Source organism: Paraburkholderia sp. 2C, assembly GCF_054589215.1.
Map to the genome: position 1 here is coordinate 225,002 of NZ_BAAILL010000050.1, position 18,434 is coordinate 243,435.

Annotated in this window: 16 protein-coding genes; 7 read left to right on the forward strand and 9 right to left on the reverse strand. The window is 59.3% G+C overall.

Going from position 1 to position 18,434, the window contains the following annotated elements:
* Positions 1-8: 8 nt before the first annotated feature.
* From ACYPXD_RS27940 to ACYPXD_RS27950, 3 genes are all read right to left on the reverse strand, one after another.
* A complete protein-coding gene (locus tag ACYPXD_RS27940; RefSeq protein ID WP_459719157.1) occupies positions 9-1,199 on the reverse strand; it encodes an acyl-CoA dehydrogenase family protein in 1,191 nt (396 codons plus the stop codon).
* A gap of 131 nt (positions 1,200-1,330) precedes the next feature.
* On the reverse strand, positions 1,331-2,323 hold the full coding sequence (locus ACYPXD_RS27945) for an AraC family transcriptional regulator (RefSeq protein ID WP_459719160.1): 993 nt from the start codon (positions 2,321-2,323) through the stop codon (positions 1,331-1,333).
* Positions 2,324-2,662: 339 nt separating this feature from the next.
* On the reverse strand, positions 2,663-4,345 hold the full coding sequence (locus ACYPXD_RS27950) for a thiamine pyrophosphate-binding protein (RefSeq protein ID WP_459719163.1): 1,683 nt from the start codon (positions 4,343-4,345) through the stop codon (positions 2,663-2,665).
* A gap of 131 nt (positions 4,346-4,476) precedes the next feature.
* Here ACYPXD_RS27950 and ACYPXD_RS27955 point away from each other — a divergent pair, with 131 nt between their 5' ends.
* Positions 4,477-4,941, forward strand: coding sequence for an Lrp/AsnC family transcriptional regulator (locus ACYPXD_RS27955; protein ID WP_459719167.1), 465 nt, complete (start codon positions 4,477-4,479; stop codon positions 4,939-4,941).
* Positions 4,942-5,311: 370 nt separating this feature from the next.
* Positions 5,312-6,328: an alpha/beta fold hydrolase gene (locus ACYPXD_RS27960; RefSeq protein WP_459719169.1), complete on the forward strand. Its 1,017-nt coding sequence runs from the start codon at positions 5,312-5,314 to the stop codon at positions 6,326-6,328.
* Between the two features lie 103 nt (positions 6,329-6,431).
* Here ACYPXD_RS27960 and ACYPXD_RS27965 read toward each other — a convergent pair whose 3' ends face one another.
* Positions 6,432-6,947, reverse strand: a complete 516-nt coding sequence (locus tag ACYPXD_RS27965) for an RNA polymerase sigma factor (RefSeq protein ID WP_459719172.1) — start codon at positions 6,945-6,947, stop codon at positions 6,432-6,434.
* A gap of 1,059 nt (positions 6,948-8,006) precedes the next feature.
* On the opposite strand from ACYPXD_RS27965, the gene ACYPXD_RS27970 reads away from it, so the two are divergent.
* The 4 genes from ACYPXD_RS27970 (at position 8,007) to ACYPXD_RS27985 (ending at position 12,944) form a co-directional block, all read left to right on the forward strand.
* Positions 8,007-9,668 (forward strand): sigma-54-dependent Fis family transcriptional regulator, encoded by a 1,662-nt coding sequence (locus tag ACYPXD_RS27970; RefSeq protein WP_459719174.1) that lies wholly within the window; start codon positions 8,007-8,009, stop codon positions 9,666-9,668.
* Positions 9,669-10,218: 550 nt separating this feature from the next.
* The gene (locus ACYPXD_RS27975) at positions 10,219-11,109 is read left to right on the forward strand and encodes a LysR substrate-binding domain-containing protein (RefSeq protein ID WP_459719177.1); all 891 of its coding nucleotides are present in this window, start codon (positions 10,219-10,221) and stop codon (positions 11,107-11,109) included.
* Between the two features lie 552 nt (positions 11,110-11,661).
* Positions 11,662-12,429: a class I SAM-dependent methyltransferase gene (locus ACYPXD_RS27980; protein ID WP_459719180.1), complete on the forward strand. Its 768-nt coding sequence runs from the start codon at positions 11,662-11,664 to the stop codon at positions 12,427-12,429.
* A gap of 23 nt (positions 12,430-12,452) precedes the next feature.
* Positions 12,453-12,944: an alpha/beta hydrolase fold domain-containing protein gene (locus ACYPXD_RS27985; RefSeq protein WP_459719183.1), complete on the forward strand. Its 492-nt coding sequence runs from the start codon at positions 12,453-12,455 to the stop codon at positions 12,942-12,944.
* Here ACYPXD_RS27985 and ACYPXD_RS27990 read toward each other — a convergent pair.
* From ACYPXD_RS27990 to ACYPXD_RS28010, 5 genes are all read right to left on the reverse strand, one after another.
* Positions 12,888-13,757, reverse strand: coding sequence for a LysR substrate-binding domain-containing protein (locus ACYPXD_RS27990; protein WP_459719188.1), 870 nt, complete (start codon positions 13,755-13,757; stop codon positions 12,888-12,890). The genes ACYPXD_RS27985 and ACYPXD_RS27990 overlap by 57 nt on opposite strands.
* Positions 13,758-13,772: 15 nt before the next feature.
* Positions 13,773-14,348, reverse strand: a complete 576-nt coding sequence (locus ACYPXD_RS27995) for a DUF308 domain-containing protein (RefSeq protein ID WP_459719192.1) — start codon at positions 14,346-14,348, stop codon at positions 13,773-13,775.
* A 134-nt stretch (positions 14,349-14,482) separates the two neighbouring features.
* A complete protein-coding gene (locus tag ACYPXD_RS28000; RefSeq protein WP_459719197.1) occupies positions 14,483-15,022 on the reverse strand; it encodes a nuclear transport factor 2 family protein in 540 nt (179 codons plus the stop codon).
* A gap of 60 nt (positions 15,023-15,082) precedes the next feature.
* A complete protein-coding gene (locus tag ACYPXD_RS28005; protein WP_459719200.1) occupies positions 15,083-15,907 on the reverse strand; it encodes an N-acyl homoserine lactonase family protein in 825 nt (274 codons plus the stop codon).
* Positions 15,908-16,261: 354 nt separating this feature from the next.
* On the reverse strand, positions 16,262-17,020 hold the full coding sequence (locus ACYPXD_RS28010) for an SDR family NAD(P)-dependent oxidoreductase (RefSeq protein WP_459719664.1): 759 nt from the start codon (positions 17,018-17,020) through the stop codon (positions 16,262-16,264).
* Between the two features lie 194 nt (positions 17,021-17,214).
* Between ACYPXD_RS28010 and ACYPXD_RS28015 the strand changes: the two genes are divergently transcribed.
* Positions 17,215-18,135, forward strand: a complete 921-nt coding sequence (locus tag ACYPXD_RS28015; RefSeq protein ID WP_459719203.1) for an AraC family transcriptional regulator — start codon at positions 17,215-17,217, stop codon at positions 18,133-18,135.
* Positions 18,136-18,434: the final 299 nt, after the last annotated feature.

The following is an 18,434-nucleotide window of genomic DNA, read 5'->3' on the forward strand; positions in this document are numbered from 1 at the left end:
GCGGCGCATCAGAGCACAGGCGTTCCCGGCGCGAGGCCTAGCAGGATGCGGCCTGGGGGAATCATCATGCGCTCGGCGAAGTTGATGTGCTGGCAGGCTGCGTGAATATCTCGAAGTTGCGCGGCGAAGGGCGCTTCTTCGAGTACGGCGCTGCTGCCCGCCGCCGCGTACATTCTTCCCACCACCTGCTTGCCGATATCGCCGGCGTTGCAGCATGCCATGCGCAGCAGCGCCTGCTGTTCGAGCGACACAGTCTCGCCCGAGGAGGCCGAAGCCCAAAGTGCGCCGACGGCTTCGAAGGCAAAGGCGCGTGCCGCGAGGAGACGCGCCTTTGCCCAGGCGACTTCGAGCTGAATATGCTCCTGCTCATAAAGCGGTGCGGCGCTGAAGAACGGGGTCTTTGTTCGGGCCAAGGCAATCAGTGCGTCGATAGCGGCGGCGGCAATGCCGAGCGGAAGACCGATAATCGAAATGGCGAAGGCCGAGGACATCGGCAGGTTATATAGCGGGCCCGGCTGCCGGGAAGGCATGTCCATTGTAGTGGTGTAATCGTCGGGCACTCGTCCGTCGGTACAGGTGATGTCATGGCTGCCGCTTGACCGTAGCCCGCCGCTATTCCAGTTACCCACGACCTGCACCATGGCCGAAGGAAGCAACGCGGCGCGCAGCACTGGGCTGCCGTTGGCTGCAAGGCGCGGGGAACCGTTCTCCTGTTCGACACACACCAACGCGGTGACGGTGCTATACCGGCTGAAGCTTGCCCAGGTCCAACGACCGTCGATGTGCCAACCATCTTTATCGCGGGTAATAGTACCGGTGGGATTTCCGCTGCCACTAAAGGCGTGCATCTTGCCGGACGGCATCAAACGACGCATTGGCTCAATTGCCGTCAGCCCGGCGAATCTGGAAGCGGCCGACGAGATCAGCGCCGACCAGGCTACCGAGCCATCCAGTTTAGCCAGCGTTTCGATTACACGAACCAATTCGAGCGGATCGGTCTCCGAACCTCCAAGGGCACGCGGCAGCCAGAGCTGCGTGAGGCCTGACTGCACCAGTGCGTCGGCGATGGCGGGGGGAATATCGGGTCCCTTGCCTAGGGCTTCCCGATGGTCTTTGACTAGCTGTGCCAGTTGCTGGGCAGCCGCGACCGGATTGAAAGTCTGGGCGGAAATGGCAGCGGCGGTGTCGGTGGTGAGCACGTTATCCTCTCATTCATTGCGTGGATGACCTTTCTAACGCCTGGGATCGGACGCTTCGCGCTGTCCCTGCATGCGAACTCGACCTCGCCAGGCGGCAGATTACGTTAGTTCTGCGGCTTATCAAACTGATGCTATGGCGCCTTCTTCACTTCACCCTCATGCGCTCCGCAGGAGGGTAAAGGACCCGGTGCCGGACGCGTCTGCGCTTCCCTTGGCGAGACACCGAATCGCTCCTTGAACGCGCGGCTGAAATGCGATGCGGTCTTAAACCCGCACTCGAATGCAACCTCCATGACAAGATTGCGTCGCCACGGTGTCGCCGCAAGCAGCCGCGCGCCGCGTTCCATGCGCACCGACTGCACATAGCGCATCAACGACATGCCTTGGGCAGCAAATAGACGGCTCAGATGCTTTTCGGACACACATGCGTGAGCCGCGATCTGCGACAGCGAAAGATCCGCGTTGCCGACGTTGCGAGCAATGAACTGTTTCGCCTTAAAGACAATGGCTGCGGGTCCACGGCCCGTGCGAACCGCGGTGCGATCGTCGACGACGATATCGAGCAGATCGAGCAACTGATCGCCTAGACGCCTTCTGACTTCGGCGCTCGATGTGCCCGATTGCTGGCCCAGGTACTCGATAAACGCGCGAACCGCCTGCACATCCGGAGAAGACACGTCGGGCAGGTAAATGCCGCGCAATGTGCATCGGAAGCCGCGTTCGCGCAAGGCGGAGCGCGGAAAACGCAAGCCAAACCCCGATGCACGTTCGGTGACGATTTCGCGGTACGGTTCCTTCGGATCGAGCAGGACGACGTCGCCCTCGCGAATCACGCGTGTTTGTCCATGCTGTTCGATCATGCCAGAGCCGTTTTTGACGACCTTGAGAAACAGATGATCGTGTGTCCACGGTGACTCGTCCGGCGAGACCGGCGTGATCGTCTGATGGCGAAAATCGGCCGACAGAACCGCAATCTGTCCAGCGTTCCAGGCCGTCAAACCCGAATCGACCGAACGCAGCGGATCGGTGCGGCTGTCGATGCCGAACGCGCGCAGGCCTTGCCGCCATTCGTGCTCGCCAGCGGGCCCGCGACGATAGGAGAGGTGTCGGATTGGCGTGGTCATCGCTGTGTCTCAATGAAGACGGCTGCGCTAGCTCATATCCGTTTTGCGCTGCCGCGGTTTATAGTGAAACACGCGGTCGATAACGTTTATTCCGGACTTCAGATTTTCTCTTTCCAGCCGGGCATCTTCAAGGAGCACGCTGCTGCAAACAGGTCGGACTTCCGGGTGACCGGAGCGCGGCATCGCGTACCGCGTACCGCGTCCGCTTCCGGCCTTTGTCACGCGGTGGCGGAATAGCGTTTGTTGCAGCAAAGCGAGGCGCATATGGGGTGGCGACTGACCTCGTTCAACGAACGCTTTGCCGATCGGGCGGGACTCGACGAACGGTAATTGTCGCAATCAGCTCGAGATCGGTACGTCGATGAGGTTCGGCCGTCCCGAGCGAATGCCATCCTCTACGGCACCGGCAATGTCAGCCGCTCGCTCGACACGCCGCGCCGGCACACCGAGCGAACCGGCGAGTGCCACGAAATCGATGGTCGGGTCGGTGATGTCCATGCCGATGAACCGGTTGGTTCCGGCGCTGCGGTAGTTTGTCTGGGCACGGGCGTAGTTCTTCAGTATGTTGTATTCACCGTTGTTCAAGACCACGAAAGTAACAGGGAGGCGCTCGTGCGCTGCGGTCCATAACGCCTGCGGCGAGTACATGGCGGAGCCGTCCCCGACAAGGCACACCACGGGACTGCGATCCAGCCCCAGCGAGGTACCGACCGCCGCTGGCATGCCCCAGCCGAGGATCGCACTGCGTGTGAACAGATATTGTCGAGCTGAGGCCGAATTGAGGCATGCGCGCACGTGCGGAATCGTGACAGGGGCCTCGTCGACGATCGGGACGCCCGGTCCGACCGCCCGGATCGTTTCGAATGCCGCGACGAAGGGCGTCGTCGTCGGCGCGTTGAACTCGCGGGCCGAGCGTTCAACGGCCTCCGTGCGACGCGCATCGCGCTCGAGAATCGCCGCTTCGCGCAGCCTCGCGATCGCTCCAGCCTCCGGTTGAATTTTCCTTGCAAGCATCGGCAGCAGCGCTTGAAGCGAAAGCCGCAGATCGCCGACGAGACCCAGCGTCGTCTGGTGGACCCGGCCGACCTGGTGGCCGTCGCCCGTCAGCTGGAAGAGCTGGCAATGCGGCGGGACGGCGGGGCCTTCCGAATAGGGATAGGTGATCAGCGAATGACCGCCGAGAAGGAGGACGGCGTCGAAAGGTGCGAGTATCTCCCGGATTTCAGAAGCCTTCGGCGGCAGTGGTCCTCGCCACTGAGGATGGGCAGTCGGAAACGGGATGTGGCCAGGCCATGACGCGCCGAAGACCGGTGCGCCGAGTGCTTCGGCAAGCGCCACGGCTTCGAGGTCGGCATCTGCGGCGAAGACCTCCTCGCCAGCGACGAGCGCGATGCGACCATGCGTTAGCTCCGCCAGCGCGGTTGCCAGCACGTCAAGCATGTTGGCCACGGAGCTGCGCTCGATTCTCGATGCCTCACCGGCGCCCATGATCGTGCGACGCTCCATCGTGTCGACCGGCAATGACAGGAACACCGGACCGGCTGGCCCTGTACGGCAGTCTTGCAAAGCGCGGCGCAACAACATGGGGATGTGCTCGGGATGGCGGATTTCTTCCGCCCACTTAACGTTCGGGCGAGCGATCCCGACGAGATCGCCGTAAAGCAATGGATCTGTTACGCCGTGCCGTGTGTCCTGCTGTCCGGCAGTGACGACGAGCGGGGTATTCGCCATTTTCGCGTTAAGAATTGCGCCGATCGCATTGCCGAGGCCACCAGCCGTGTGAAGGTTGACCAGTCCCGGCCGGCCGGACGCCTGCGCATAACCGTCCGCCATGGCAACCACCGATGCCTCATGGAGGCCTAGAACATAATCTATGCCGGCGATGTCCGTCAGCGCGTCCAATAGCGGTAGCTCGGTCGTCCCCGGATTACCGAAGACATAACGCACCCCTTCGCTTTGCAGCACCTCTACGAACAGATCTGCGCCGCGCCGCTCGCTTGTACTCAGTGGTCTCGATGACATGGAGGCAGCCCTTAAAATTGTTGATCGTGAAAAAGTCTAGCCCTACCCGCTGCGTACGCGATTGCGAATTCGTAAAACATCGCGTTAAATAAAGCACGGGATTTCCCATTAACCATCTTTTGCGCAATCCAATGTCCACTAAACTCGACGCGCTTGATATTCGTATCCTTCGTGCACTTCAGCGCGATGGCAGACTGCAAAACCTGCAACTTGCGGAGACGGTGGGACTGTCGCCGTCGCCTTGCCTCAGACGGGTACGGCGGCTGGAGGAAGCGCGGGTCATCGAGCGCTACGTAGCCTTGCTCAATACCAGCGCGATCGGCTTGGGGCTGACGGTGTTCGCGCGCATCTCGCTGGTGTCACAGGATGCAGAAACCGTGGAGCGCTTCGCTGAAACGATGCGTCAGTTACCACAGGTCCTCGAGTGTTACATCATGGCCGGCGAATGCGATGCCCTGCTACGCGTCGTCGCCGCTGACATCGACGCCTATCGGCAGTTCCAGAGCACGCATCTGACCCGGTCCAACGGCGTGCAGACGGTGAAAACCGACATACCGATGCAGAAGATAAAGCAGTCCACCGAATTGCCGATCTAACGCCCGAAGAGTCCGCCCGAACAGTCCGCCCGAACAGTCCGCCCAGACGAGCGCATGACTACGCTTGTCAAGCAATCCTGGATAACTGAATGTTTCGTCCCGGCAATGGATGTACGCAAGCGCGTGAACCACACGTGCCGGCGCTTGCCAAGCGCATCGCCCGGCAATCTGATGTGCACCCTATGCACAGCCGGGCTTTAAGGCGACACGCCAAGCCTAAAAATTGAACTAAAAATTAAGCGCACGACTTGGCATCGCCAAGCACGCCGTCGGATCGCATCAAATCATTCCTCTCCCGTTCCCGTCGATAGAATCGCTCCGACGTGACGATAAGCGCGCCCGGTTTAACTTCCCGACACTAAGGCTTCCGATGAACAGTCTAAAACTTGCCATGGCGCTCGTCGCTCCGCTTTTTGGAATGACCGCACTCGCAACTGCGGCAATCGGGCAAGCGGACATTCAACGCTATGCGACGGAACCGATGTGCAAGACGATGGACCCGCAAACCCGCATCGAAGCCACCGCTCGCGAGCAGATCGCTAAAACGCCACGCGGACGTTTCGCTTATTACAGGCTCGGCAAAGGCAGCCCGCTCGTGCTTGTCACAGGCTTTCGTGCGACGTTGACCGAATGGGATGCGGCCTTTCTCACCGAACTGGCGAAGCACCACGATGTGATCGTCTTCGACAATCGTGGCGTCGGCCGCTCGGAGGCCGATACGAGCACGTTCTCGATCGGCGACATGGCGGGCGATACGGCCGCGCTGATCGATGCGCTGCATCTGCAAAAGCCGACAGTCCTCGGCTGGTCGATGGGCGGCGCGATCGTGCAACAACTGGCCATCGATTCGCCCGCGTCGCTGGGCAAGATCGTGCTGTTGAGCGCACCGGCGCCCGGTCGCGTCGGCACGCCCATCTCGCCACACGTTGAAGCGACGTTGTCCGGCAAGCCCGGCGTCGCGTTGCGCGACGTCATAAGCGTGCTTTTTCCGGCCGCCGATGTGAGCAACGCCGTGCGCTGCTTCAGGCAGGACATGTTTACGCCCACGGACTATGGCAGGCATCCGATTTCCTTCAAGCAGGACATGTTGACGCCCACCGACCACGGCAAGCACCCAATTCCCAGCGCCGTCACGGCAGGTCAAACCGAAGCGCTGCATAGCTGGGAGTCAAACGACAAGGCCGCTAAGGCGCTGCGTTCCGTGCTTATCCCGACGCTCGTGATGAGCGGGAACGACGATGCGGTCGTCCTTCAGAAAAACGCAGAAGCGTTGCAGCAGTTGCTGCCGAATGCCCGCCTGCTGCTGGTCGATCGGGCCGGTCACGCGATGATGTATCAATACCCGCTAGCGCTCGCACGCGCGATCAATTCATTTGCGGGCGAATGATACGCTAGCACGCCTGTGCTTCTCTTCAGGGCACTTTGCTCCTTGTCTTCGTGGCAACATCGTTCAGCCCCACCGCCCCTCCGGGTCCGCGTACGTCAAGTGCCTACTCTTCCCGAACGAGACCTTGACCGATCAATGCATCGACCGTCCGACAGGCACGCGAAAAGAGGTTAATCACGGTTCGGATCGGCATACGCAGCACTTCCGCCGTCTGCTCATAGGTCATACGTTCCGCAGCAACAAGCAGCATCACTACCCGTTGCGGTTCAGGCAAACGTTCGACTGCGCCGATGATCCGTGTATGCACAAGCGGTGTATCGAGGCCTTGATCACCCCTATCGTCGATGTCCTCTATCAAATCGTTATCCCGCTCCGACTTGAAACGTTTGCGCATGTTGTGTGCACGGAATTCGCCGACCCACGTGGAATGTACGATTGAGAACATCCAGCTGAGCGAAGCCGTTTCGACGCGCAACTGATCCGCGCGCTCCAGTGCACGCAGACAGGCACGCTCGATGAGATCTTCCGCGCAACGCTTGTCGCCTGTGAGGCGGAATGCAAACGACCACAACCGCGGCAAGAGGTCGAGTAGCGGGACGGGCAAGTGGGCACAACTCATCGGTCAACACTCCTGTTCTTGCTCGCCGCACCGTGCACCCTACGGAAAGCAGGCCGTCCTTGCCAGGGCCATGGGACGCTGTCTCAAACTGCCTGATTACCCTTCTGCTTGCAGGGTTGCGCCAACGAGGTCATTCGGAAACAGCGTGTCCCGCTTGAGCCAGCATTGTCACCCGACCGAACCTTCCATCTCCCGGGGAAGTCTCTTGTGCAGTCGAATAGCTAACTGTAACTTCAAGGGTGATCTCCGAGGTAGCGAAGATTTTTTGCACCTGATGTGAGTTAAATCGACGTCCTTAGCCAATTTCACAGCGGATAGCAATTTTCCTCATAGCCAGCACCAACTACAGCGCCAGATATCCATTTAGGAAACCTGGATAAATATAAAACCATCGGCACGTCATGACCGCTTGCCCCTGATCAGCGCCGCCACGCCGTATCGCGTCGACTCGCCGAGCAAGCCGATACACAATGACAGCGTCATGTCACACCATCACGTGGAATAACGCGTGAACGCAGGCTGTTCTTGCTGCATTGCCGTCCACCTTCACGCTTGTTGCGGTTCGCTTCCGACGGCGGCTATTTCGCCCGTCCGTCTACATCCGCACCACGAAGTCATCTCTCGGCAGGGCATGGGAGTGCAAGCATCGCGAACCTCACGCAGGAAGGCATGATGATGCTAACCGTCACGCACGAGCACGAAGGCAGCGAAGCGTCCCATAGCGTGGGATTGCTCAAAGGAATATTGCCTAAGAGCTAGCTGAGCACAAGTTGCAGCGTCGGCGACGCTGCCAGTGGCTGTCATGGCCTTTTCCTCGGCGAGCGATGACCGGACTCGTTGTCGGCGGGCAATAAGGCAAAAGACACGCCACCGTTTCGGCTCGCCATGTGCCGCATGGACATGGCCTGCCTCACGAAGGAGGAAAGCGGATCTAGCACTTTGAGACGCTATGGATTTATTAATAAATGCGCATGGTTATTTTCGTAGACTGAGCGGCAACCGCGTCCGCGATGGCTCATGCCACTGGACGGTCGCCTCGAACTGTTGCCGAGTGTTTTCATGTCTAAATTGCCGCCCGCCGATTCGTCGCCCGAAGTCGCGCTTATGCCTCACTCCTCCGCACGCGAAGATCTGACGCCAGACGTCCATGTCGAAGTTGACTGGGCACTCCACGAACTATTCTTTCGACGCGAGATGGCCAAACTCGTCGGACGGTATTCGAACTCGACTGAAACGCTACGAGAGGTCTTTCATTTGTTGTCGGAGTTTCTTGGCTTGAATCGTGGAAGACTTTTTCTCTTTGACCCTGTGCGCAGAAAGCTGGTTCTTCGATGTGCATACGGATTGACACACGACGAAATGGAACGAGGCGTCATCTCGCCTGGAGAGGGGATGACCGGAATCGCGTTTGAGTCTGGTCAGTTGATGATCGTACCGGATATCGATGCGGAACCGCGCTGCCTGTGGCGTACCGTGGCTCGCAGCGCGCTTCCGGCCGGTACCATAGCGATGTTCTTCGTGCCCGTTCCGGTTAGCGGTCAGACGAGAGGCGTTTTTTGTGTCAATCGTTTTCGGGGTATCTCGCGCACGCTCTCCGCCGATCTGGAAATCCTGAGCGAGGTCGCGTCACAGGCCTCACAACTGCTTCGGCTCGATGATCTCGTAGCGGAACGTATCCAGATCCGGACAGCCGCGCTCGAGCACCAGAATCCCGCGAGCCTTGACCCGCACGATAAAAGGATGCCGGGCTTCGGCGTAATCGGTGAGTCTGCCAGGATTCGTACCGCGATCCGCCAGATTGAACAGGTTGCGCCAAGCGATGCAACGGTCCTTTTGCTAGGTGAGTCCGGCACGGGCAAGGAACTGTTTGCGCACGCCGTACACATGGCGAGTTCACGCCGCAACGCTCCGTTTATCAAGCTCAACTGCGGCGCGGTACCCGAGATGCTTTTCGAGTCCGAACTGTTCGGACATGAAAAAGGCGCGTTTACCGGTGCGACCAGCGCTCGCCAGGGGCGTATCGAGGAGGCGCACGGCGGAACGCTGTTTCTGGACGAGATTGGGGACCTGCCTTTGAGCCTGCAGGTCAAGCTGCTCCGCACATTGCAGGAAAAGACCGTGACCCGTGTGGGCGGGCGGCGCGAGCAGCACGTGGATGTACGCATCGTCGCTGCCACCAACCAGGATCTGCGCAAGCGCGTGGGTGAAGGAACGTTCCGACTCGATCTGTTTTACCGGCTATACGTTGTTCCTCTGACCCTTCCCTCGCTTCGGGAACGTCCCGAAGACATTCCGCTATTGATCCAACACTTCCTGCAGGATGCCAGCAGGCGGTTCAAGAAAGACGTGCGGCTTTCGGACAAAGCGCTGACCGGTTTGATTCGATATACGTGGCCCGGAAATGTGCGACAGGTGCAAAACGTCGTTGACCGCCTGACACTGCTGACGGAAACGTCGGTCATCGATGAACGGGATGTCGCGTCGGTTCTCGAAGCAGAGGGCTACGCCATGATGCCGGTCCCGGAAGCGATGCTATCCGACAAGGCAGAACGAACGACATTTTCCCGTCAGATCAGCGACGAGCAGCGAATATACATCGTCGACGCATTGACGCAGGCGGGCGGCGTGAAGTCACGCGCGGCACAGCGCCTTGGATTGACGCTGAGCCAGTTGAACTACCGGATACGCATACTGGGCATCGATGCCGATATCGACCACTGAGCCGCGCCAGGACGCGTCCGCACCGGCAGATGCGTTGGCCGGGCAGTAATGGATTGACTTAACCGTTTGTGCATTTATTAATAAAGTCCTTGTGCCCGGGACATGTGGTTGAGTGGAATTTTTTAGTCTGAGTCCTCAAACACAGTGGCTGCAGGTCGCGTCATCCTGCAACAGGCAGCAACTGGCGCGCTATTTGCTCAAGGTTTCTTTCGCTAGCTATCGACTACCCGATAAACGGCGGTAGTCTTTTGGGCATCGGTCATTTGACCGATGCCCTTGCGACGTTTTACCTGAGATTCTCTCTCTGAGGCTGCCCTCAGCTAAATCAGGATCCGCCATTCGCGCTGCCGTACACCATCATTCTCTACCGTCCAAAAAACGCTCGGGTCCGGTGGGTTGTTTCAAAGCGGCCCCTTCTGTCTATCGATGGATCGGCCAGCTACGGCAGGCCCGTTTCGAGAGATGCGGCCTCGCTGTAGCGTCCATGCCATCTTTGGGGTGGTGATGAATTTGAATAAGATGGTGTGAGTTGAATCGACGTCTTGGCCTCATGCGCCGACTACCCCCGCTTAATGCGCTTCGTGCTTTCGATGCGGCAGCTCGTCAACAGAGCATTTCTGGTGCGGCACAGGAACTGCACGTGACCCACGGTGCGGTGAGCCATCAAATTCGCCAGCTTGAGCGTTGGCTCGGCAAAACGCTGTTTGTGCGCCATGCGGCCGGCGTACGGTTGACCGCTGAAGGGCAAAGCCTGAAGCAGGCGGTCGATCATTCATTTTCGATGCTGGCAGCCTGTTGCGCCGAGATCACAACCCAAGCGCCGATTACCGAAATCGTGCTCGGCGCACCCAGCAGCATCTTGTCAAACTGGCTTATCCCCCGGCTTGACCGGTTCGAGACGGCCTATCCAGACACCCGCGTCCGCTTGCAGACGATTACGACGATAGGCGACCTGCAACGACATGTCGTCGATTGCGCGATTGTCAGTGACCGAAACTGGCCCGCGGATGTCGAGGTAGTGAAACTCGTTGATGAAACGGTCGGCCCCATCTGTGCGCCGACGTGGCCTCATCGCATTGCAACGCCGGCGGATCTGATCGGGCAGGCGCTTCTACACACTACCTCGCGTCCGGACGCGTGGATAGAATGGGCATCGCGGAACGGGGTCGAACCAGCGATGTTTGCTGAGGGACGTCGATTCGACGACTCGTCGTTGCTCCTTGAAGCAGCGGCGGCTGGTCTTGGGGTTGCGATTGCTCCGACGTTGATCGTCAAGCGCGAACTGGCACAAGGAAGACTAATCGCGCCGCTTGGCTTCGGACCGAGCGATGCCGTCTTCGCTTTCTGCACGATGCGCGGCAGGTCGGACAAAGCACTTTCCAGTCTCCGTGAGTGGCTGGAAGACGAGAGAGCGACGTTTCACCGCTGCAGCCAGATCTGACGCTCGTGCGGCCAGTCTAGCGAAGAAAAGTTCGAGGGCGCCCAGTTGAATCGATACGAGCATGCGCCGCCAGACCGGTGCGCGCGAAAGCGTGAAGCGTGAACGCGACTTCCGACGACGCGTTGGCAGACAGCACTTTAGCCATGAAAACACCCGGCGACAGTTCGAGGCGGCTGTCCAGCAATGTGACCCGTTCGGACGCCGTTGCCATTCAGCTTTTCAAAAACAACAATGCGCGTTTACTAACAATTCGGTAGGGCCTTGGCGCCTTGAACCCGACTTCCACCTCCGCGCAATCGCTCGCGAAGCAAGCCGCGCCAGCACGCTATAGAGCGAATCGAGGGATGGCGCGTTCTTTGCATATGCTCCCCGGCAACGACGCGGCATTGGTTGCTCATTGAAATAGATGTTGTCCGTCAGTTATATCTTCGTTCACATCGGTATCGTACAGAGAAGCGCGCCCAGCATCGCTGATCGCTAACAGACTTGGAGAGAACCACGCCTATGGCAGACAGACCAGGTGATGCGAGCCGTAATAGCCCTTTCGAGGCGATGGCACCGTCCTATGAACGCTGGGCCGATCCCGTCACGACCGCATGGGCCGTCCCGGCGCTGGAATCGATGGGTGTGGCTAAGGGAATGCGACTGCTCGATATTGGAGCCGGCGCGGGCGGTCCTGCCGTTCTGGCTGCGGCGCGAGGGTGCGAGGTGGTCGCCATCGATAACGCTCCCACCCTGGTCCGGCGCCTGCGGCAACGCCTCTCACCCTTTCCGCAGAGTCGGGCAGAAATGCGCAGTCTTCACCACCTCGACTACGAGTCGGCCAGCTTCGACGCGGTGATGTCACTCTTCTGCGCTGCGTTTTTTGCCGAGGGGCCGGATATCTTCCGGGAGATGGTGCGGCTGACTCGGCCCGGTGGCTCGGTCTGCCTCGTTAACTGGACCACGGAGTACGGCGGCCCCCAGTTCAAAGTGCTGTCACAAGCCCTGGAGACGCTGGGTGGTCATGGGGATCTGCCCACTTCCCCCGGGGTATCACGGCTCCTCTCAGCGCCGGAGCTGAAGCAGGCTTTGCTGAACGCCGGCTGCGACGAGGTAGCGGTGGAAGCCGTGGAAGTTTCCTGTCCCTTGCCCGATCCGTTCGGTTTCCTGAAGGAACTGGAAATCTGGTTTGCTTCCGTGCCTGCCTTTCGCGGACTCACACTGACCGATAAAGAGCGGTTGCAGCCGTGCCTCGAAGAGGTATTCAAGGATATTCCCATGCGCAATGGTATTCATGCGCTTCCCGCGATTGCCCACGTCGCGATTGGCAGAGTCTAATTCCAGCCGCGTCGAGCCAAGCAGTGCCGGCTGCAATCGTCGCCTTTTCGCCCAGTCTGGACCCCACTCGATCCGGGGCGACGATGAGCAAGAAGGATGGTGTCGATCCTTTTTTTACCCGGGAAAGCATGGGGCACACCGACGCCATGCATCTCGCTGGCCGGAATCCAGCTTGTCCGTTGCTCGCGCCCGCTTTGCATGCCGATCTCAGCGGCGTCCCTCCCATGCTGCTTCAGGCCCGCACGAACGAGGTGCTACTTGACGACTCCGCGCGACTCGCGGCACGCGCCCGTGATGCCGACGTCGATGTGATCCTCGACGTCACCGCCGGGGTGCCACACGTTTTTCAATTTTTTTCGGCATGCTCGACGAAGCCGTTTTCGCACCGTGACGTGAGACAAATTGACATGAGCGGCCTTGGAATTTGCGGCCCGCTGAAACGTCCGGGTGTTGATGCCCTACTGAGCGCGCTCCGTTTTCAGCCATTCGCGAAGGCTGCCAAGCGCTTTGTCTGACCGGCCGCTCATCGTGCAGAACGCGAACACGGCGCCGCTCGGTCCGAAGCCAAGTGGAGCGACCAGTCGCCCTTGCGAGAGCTCGCGCTCGACAAGTAGCGCAGGGGCGATGGCGACACCAAGGCAGGCAGCCGCCGCTTCGAGAAGCAAAGACAACTGGTCGAAGCGACGACCGTCCGCCACCAATGCCGGTTCAACCTCATTGCGGGACGCCCACTCGCTCCACGCGTTGAGGCGTGACGTTGTATGCAGCAGCGGTTGATCCAACAGATCCGCCGGCGTCGCAATGCCATGAGGCCAGTCCGGCGAGCAGACGGGTCCGACGGTTTCTTCGAAGAGGGTCGTGACCTCGACATCCGCCGGCCAGCTCCGGTCGCTAACGATCAGGCAATCGACAACCTGTCGCTGCAGGTCGTCCATCGTCGTGCTCGTCTGCAAACGGACTCGAACCTCGGGATGCGCCGTCTCGAATCGATCGAGCCGCGGGATCAGCCAGTTCATCAGAAAGCTGCCAGGCGCGCCCAACACGATTTCGGTGATCTGGGCCTGCCCCACAATCTCCGCGCAACTGGCCTCCAACAACGAAAAAATATGGTCGGTGGTCAGTTGCAGCTTTTGCCCTTCGGCGGTCGATCGTACGCCGCCCGCGTGGCGCACGAACAGTGCTTTGCCTAGCCATTGCTCCAGTTGACGAACCTGGTGACTCACCGCACTATGGGTTACGTGCAGTTCCTGCGCGGCCGCCGAAAAGCTGAGCTGACGAGCCGCTGCGTCGAAGGCACGCAGCGCATTGAGTGGGGGTAATTGGCGCATGGGCTAAATCAAAGCTCAAGCAGCTTTGCGCCGCATGTCGCTCACGGACAACCATATCGCCGAAACCAGAAAGTAAATGGCGCCTACTGCGGCATAACCTGCCACCCTGGCGATCGCTTCAGGTGCCGGCGCGTAGGCCTGGGTGATAAAGAAGCCACCCGCCAGGGCCGACTGGGCGCCGCTCAGAATCATGGCCCATTGCGCACCGGACTCCTTCCACCGGCGCACGGCGGTGCCGAGCTGGAGTAACCCCGAGAGGACGGCCCAAACGCCAAATACCCCGAGCATGCCGGCCATGCCAGCCTTCAAAGCCACGATGACCGCAACGGTCGCCGCAAGACTCACGATTACATTGATCGCTTGCGTCCGGTTTTCGAGCGATCCACCGCTACGCGACATATCGATGTAGTTGGCGAGCGCATCCCATGCAGGATAGACGACGAACAGGGCGGCTGCGATGTCCGGCGAACGTCTGCCCACACCAAACGCAAGCGCCACCCAAACGACGGAAAACGCGGTCCGCAAAAAGTAATAGCGTTTTAACCATCTCTGCTTTTCAGCACGCGAAAGATCCGCTCTGCGATCTGGCATTTCAGTTCCTTTGGCAATTTGTAGAATAAGGTTCGGATCTCCTGGCGCGCGCGGATGTCGTCACCAACGGGATAATAATCACAGACGAGGCGCTGCAACGGTATCGGTCGAATGACCGATACCGTTGCATCTTTTCAGGCGCGAGGAACGTGAAGCTCGTCTAACCCCTTCCGCAGTAACGCCTGATGACCGGCCGATCCATCGACGGGCAAAAGCGTTCGTCTTGCAATCATCCACTTGCCATCGGACCGCACGAGCTCCCAGCGATTCACAACAACGCGGTGAATCCTGTATCCATTTGATACACCATGGTTCGGCAAATCGCGCGCTTTACCCTCGTGATCGAGGTGAACGATCTGCAGGTAGGACGTCACCACGGCGACATCGCCTCGCAGATCGATCAAAGGCAGGCTGGTGAAATGAGCGAGGCCGGCGCGAATCGCTGCGTGGTGCTCGGGTTTCTCGATGAATGCGGCGATATCTTTAGCGCCTTTCGCGCCATCCAGCGTCGGACCACGATCGAACACGCTGTTTTCGCGATAAACGGAAATCGTGTAGTCGGCAGCGCCTGTATCGGCACTTGGCGGATGCGATGCGATAAGCTCGTATATGGCGAGCTTATCTTCGACAATTTGCAGTCTACGTTGCAGTTCGGTCAAGCCAACGGAATTCATATTCGACCTCTCTCCGTTTTGGACAACGTTCAGGGGGGCGATCGGCCAGATAGTCTTCGGTTAGCTTATCGACTGCGGCGCGTGCGGCAACGTCCTGTTCTGAGCGACGTCGTGATTGACCCACAGTGTCGCGCCCTCCGACGCCAGCAGTTCATCGACCTTGTCCATCGACGCTATCGACTGCAGTGCATTCGCATTGAACGCCGGAACGCAGCGGCAACGAAAGTTGCGTCGATTGTGGGCGACATCGCCGCTTAACAGAATACGACCTGCGTCAGGCAGCGTGACAAGCAGCGAACAATGGCCGGGCGTATGACCAGGCGTAAAGATGATGCGCACCGCACTATCGCCAAATACATCGTGATCGCCGTCAATCAGCTCGATCTGGTTGTCGCGTAGCGAATCGTACAACTCAGGCCGGAAGCCATAGAGGTCTGGGTTTTCGCCAAACATCGCATCATATTCGGCTTTCTGGGCAATCCATTTCGCGTGTTTGAACAGCCGGCAATTGCCAACGTGATCGTAGTGAGCGTGCGAGATCGCGAGCGTGCCGATTTCATCCGGTTTCACACCTATCTCATGCAATTGCGACACCACCGTTCGCTTCACTGTGCCGCGAATGCCGTGAGCAATGACGCGCCCTTCCGGCTCTTCGATCAGATCGTCCTGGGTACCGGTGTCCCAAAGCATCCATTCGCCACGATGCCGAATCAGATAGACGTTGCAGCTTAGTGTCATCGGCTTGCCGACATCGACACCCGGAGAATAGATCGACGCGTCGTCGACCTGGGCAATGCCGCCGTCGAGAATATAGAGTCGTTCAATTGCCGTTTTGTCGTGCATCATGATTTCCTCGCTCTTGAGCACGTTCGCCGCTGTAGCCACGGCGAACATCTTCGGTTTGAGAAAGTCCGCGTAACCTCTTACCGTGGTTCGTCAAAACAAGATTCGCAGGTGGGCCATCACAGCGGTATCGGTCAAACAACCGATACTGCTGTGATAGTGATGGCCGTGCATTTTTTTATCATCCTGGTCGCTTTGGGAAGAGAATGCCTTCCTTGATTCGGCTCCCCGGTTTGACACGATCGCCCCGACGCAAGCTCCAACCCTGTTCTCCAGATGTGCCAGGTAATAATTGCGACTCGAGCATCTTGCCAGGCATCACCGCAGACAGCAGGTTGGACACGTTGTATATCGCTTCGAGCAGCGTATAGGGCACAGTATCCAGCCGGTCGTTCGTTACTGGCCCACCTTGACACTCATTCCGCCGTCCGCCATCACGACCGATCCGACCATAAAGCTGGCTCGCTCAGAAGCGAGAAATAACACGACCTCCGCAATCTCTTCAGGCTCAGCTGCGCGCTTGATCGGCGCGCCTTGCCCGTGGGCGGCTAACGCTGCGACGCCATTGCCCTCGGCAGCCACCGGATTGAGGATATTCGTAAGCACATCGCCGGAGCCGACGGCATTGACCCGAATGCCGTATTCGACCGCTTCCAGTGCGAGCGTCCGCGTAAGTTGCGCAAGTGCCCCTTTGGACGCAGCGTAAGCGGCGATCGCAGGAAACGCAAAATACGACGCGTAGGAAGCCACATTGACGATCGCGCCCGAACGTTGACCGATCATGGCCTTCATCGCTTCGCGCGAGTGCAGGAAAGCGCCGGTCAGGTTGACGTCGATGATCCGCTCCCAATCGGCTCGCGACATATCCACCACCAGTTTGTTGATGATGATGCCCGCATTGTTCACAAGCAGATCGAGCCGCGAAAATCGTTCAATCGCGAGCGACACCGCTTTTTCCGCGCTCCCGTCCGCGGAAATGTCGGCGACGAGCGGCACGACGTTGGGCTCTGCCAGCGCCTCGACCGCTGGATCGATATCCTCGGCCACCACACTTGCTCCACGAGCCACGAGCAGCTTCGTGACCGCTCGTCCAATGCCGCTTGCCGCTCCGGTGACGATCGCGACCTTACCTTCGACTTCGTTCATACCGTACATGTCATTTCCTCGAACCAGATTGTTTGGCAAGCTAAGCATCAGCTTGATATAGCAGGAGTAAATGTACGTGTGCCGGGCAACGCTAGCCATGGCTGCCGTTCTCGCACCCTTGCCTAAAAATATCAAATGAATAAACGGGGCTGCATATTGGCTAATATCGGCTATCGCGATGTAACGACACCAGAGGATGACGAATGCTTGCGCGACAAAGACGGATAGTCGGGTTGATCAAACGGCTCGCGCCTAACGAGGGATACACCGCCTCCATGCTGGAAGGCGTCAGCTTCATGCGCTCGAACCGTTCGCTCGGCCGCACGCAGGTCCTGTACGAACCGTGCATCGTGCTCGTCTGCCAGGGCTACAAACGGGGGTTTCTTGGCAACGAGGTTTTTCTCTACGACGCGAATCACTATCTGGTGCTGTCCGTGCCGTTGCCGTTCTCGACAGAAACCGAAGCCACGCCTGACGAGCCGTTTCTTGCCGTGACGCTCCGTCTCGATCCGGGCATGACCACCGACCTGATGCTGGCCGTGGATGCCACCGACACGGAACCGCGCGCGACGCCGCGAGGCATCTATTCCACGCCGTTCAACAGTCGGCTTTCGAGCGCGCTGCTGCGTCTGCTGGAGGCGCTCGGCTCAACGCTGGAGGCCCGGATCGTCGCGCCACTCGTTATGCGCGAAATATTCTTTCTGGTGCTGAACGGCGAGCAAGGCGACGCAATGCGCGCGTCGCTTGCCGCCACCGGACATTTCTCACAGATAGCGCGGGCGTTGCGACGCATCCATGCCGACTACGACACGCGTATCGATGTGGATGCCCTGTGCAGGGAAAGCGGCATGAGCGTCCCGACGTTTCACCGCCATTTCAAGGCGATGACTCACACGACGCCGATTCAGTATCTGAAGTCGACGCGTCTGCATCAGGCTCGCCTGCTTATGATCCGCACGGGGTTGACAGCGGCCGCCGCGTCGGCAAAAGTCGGCTATGAAAGCCCATCGCAATTCAGTCGCGAATTCAAGCGCCTGTTCGGCCGGGGGCCGAAGGAAGAGGTCGCACAAATGAAAACACCGTTCGCGTGGTCCGAGCCGATGCTTCAGACCGAATCGCCGTAGCCAACGCTTCCTGCGACACTGCCAGTCCCGCTGCTGACCACCTTAACGACGTCGCCACATCGCGTCGAACGAAAATCGACCGCTCGAACACGGCTTCGCTTGCAACGACCTTTCATCGCGTAAACCGCTTCGTGCACGCCATGCACGTGATCCAGCAAGAATTTTCTGTCTCTGCAACAATTGCAAAGTTCGCGCAGCGCTGCCGCGCGTCGCCGGTTTCGTACCGCGATCCGTACCGGTTCGCCGCCCCCGCCACTTCATGCAGAGCCCCGGTTTTGTCCGCACACGACCCCGCCCCC

Excerpts from the sequence above, each read along its gene's own strand:
- ACYPXD_RS27955 (WP_459719167.1), top strand. The coding sequence starts at position 4,477 with ATGTCCACTAAACTCGACGCGCTTGATATTCGTATCCTTCGTGCACTT.
- ACYPXD_RS27975 (WP_459719177.1), top strand. The coding sequence starts at position 10,219 with ATGCGCCGACTACCCCCGCTTAATGCGCTTCGTGCTTTCGATGCGGCA.
- ACYPXD_RS27950 (WP_459719163.1), bottom strand. The coding sequence starts at position 4,345 with ATGTCATCGAGACCACTGAGTACAAGCGAGCGGCGCGGCGCAGATCTG.
- ACYPXD_RS27995 (WP_459719192.1), bottom strand. The coding sequence starts at position 14,348 with ATGCCAGATCGCAGAGCGGATCTTTCGCGTGCTGAAAAGCAGAGATGG.
- ACYPXD_RS27990 (WP_459719188.1), bottom strand. The coding sequence starts at position 13,757 with ATGCGCCAATTACCCCCACTCAATGCGCTGCGTGCCTTCGACGCAGCG.
- ACYPXD_RS28015 (WP_459719203.1), top strand. The coding sequence starts at position 17,215 with ATGCTTGCGCGACAAAGACGGATAGTCGGGTTGATCAAACGGCTCGCG.
- ACYPXD_RS28010 (WP_459719664.1), bottom strand. The coding sequence starts at position 17,020 with ATGTACGGTATGAACGAAGTCGAAGGTAAGGTCGCGATCGTCACCGGA.
- ACYPXD_RS27960 (WP_459719169.1), top strand. The coding sequence starts at position 5,312 with ATGAACAGTCTAAAACTTGCCATGGCGCTCGTCGCTCCGCTTTTTGGA.
- ACYPXD_RS27970 (WP_459719174.1), top strand. The coding sequence starts at position 8,007 with ATGTCTAAATTGCCGCCCGCCGATTCGTCGCCCGAAGTCGCGCTTATG.
- ACYPXD_RS28000 (WP_459719197.1), bottom strand. The coding sequence starts at position 15,022 with ATGAATTCCGTTGGCTTGACCGAACTGCAACGTAGACTGCAAATTGTC.
- ACYPXD_RS27980 (WP_459719180.1), top strand. The coding sequence starts at position 11,662 with ATGGCACCGTCCTATGAACGCTGGGCCGATCCCGTCACGACCGCATGG.
- ACYPXD_RS27945 (WP_459719160.1), bottom strand. The coding sequence starts at position 2,323 with ATGACCACGCCAATCCGACACCTCTCCTATCGTCGCGGGCCCGCTGGC.
- ACYPXD_RS27965 (WP_459719172.1), bottom strand. The coding sequence starts at position 6,947 with ATGAGTTGTGCCCACTTGCCCGTCCCGCTACTCGACCTCTTGCCGCGG.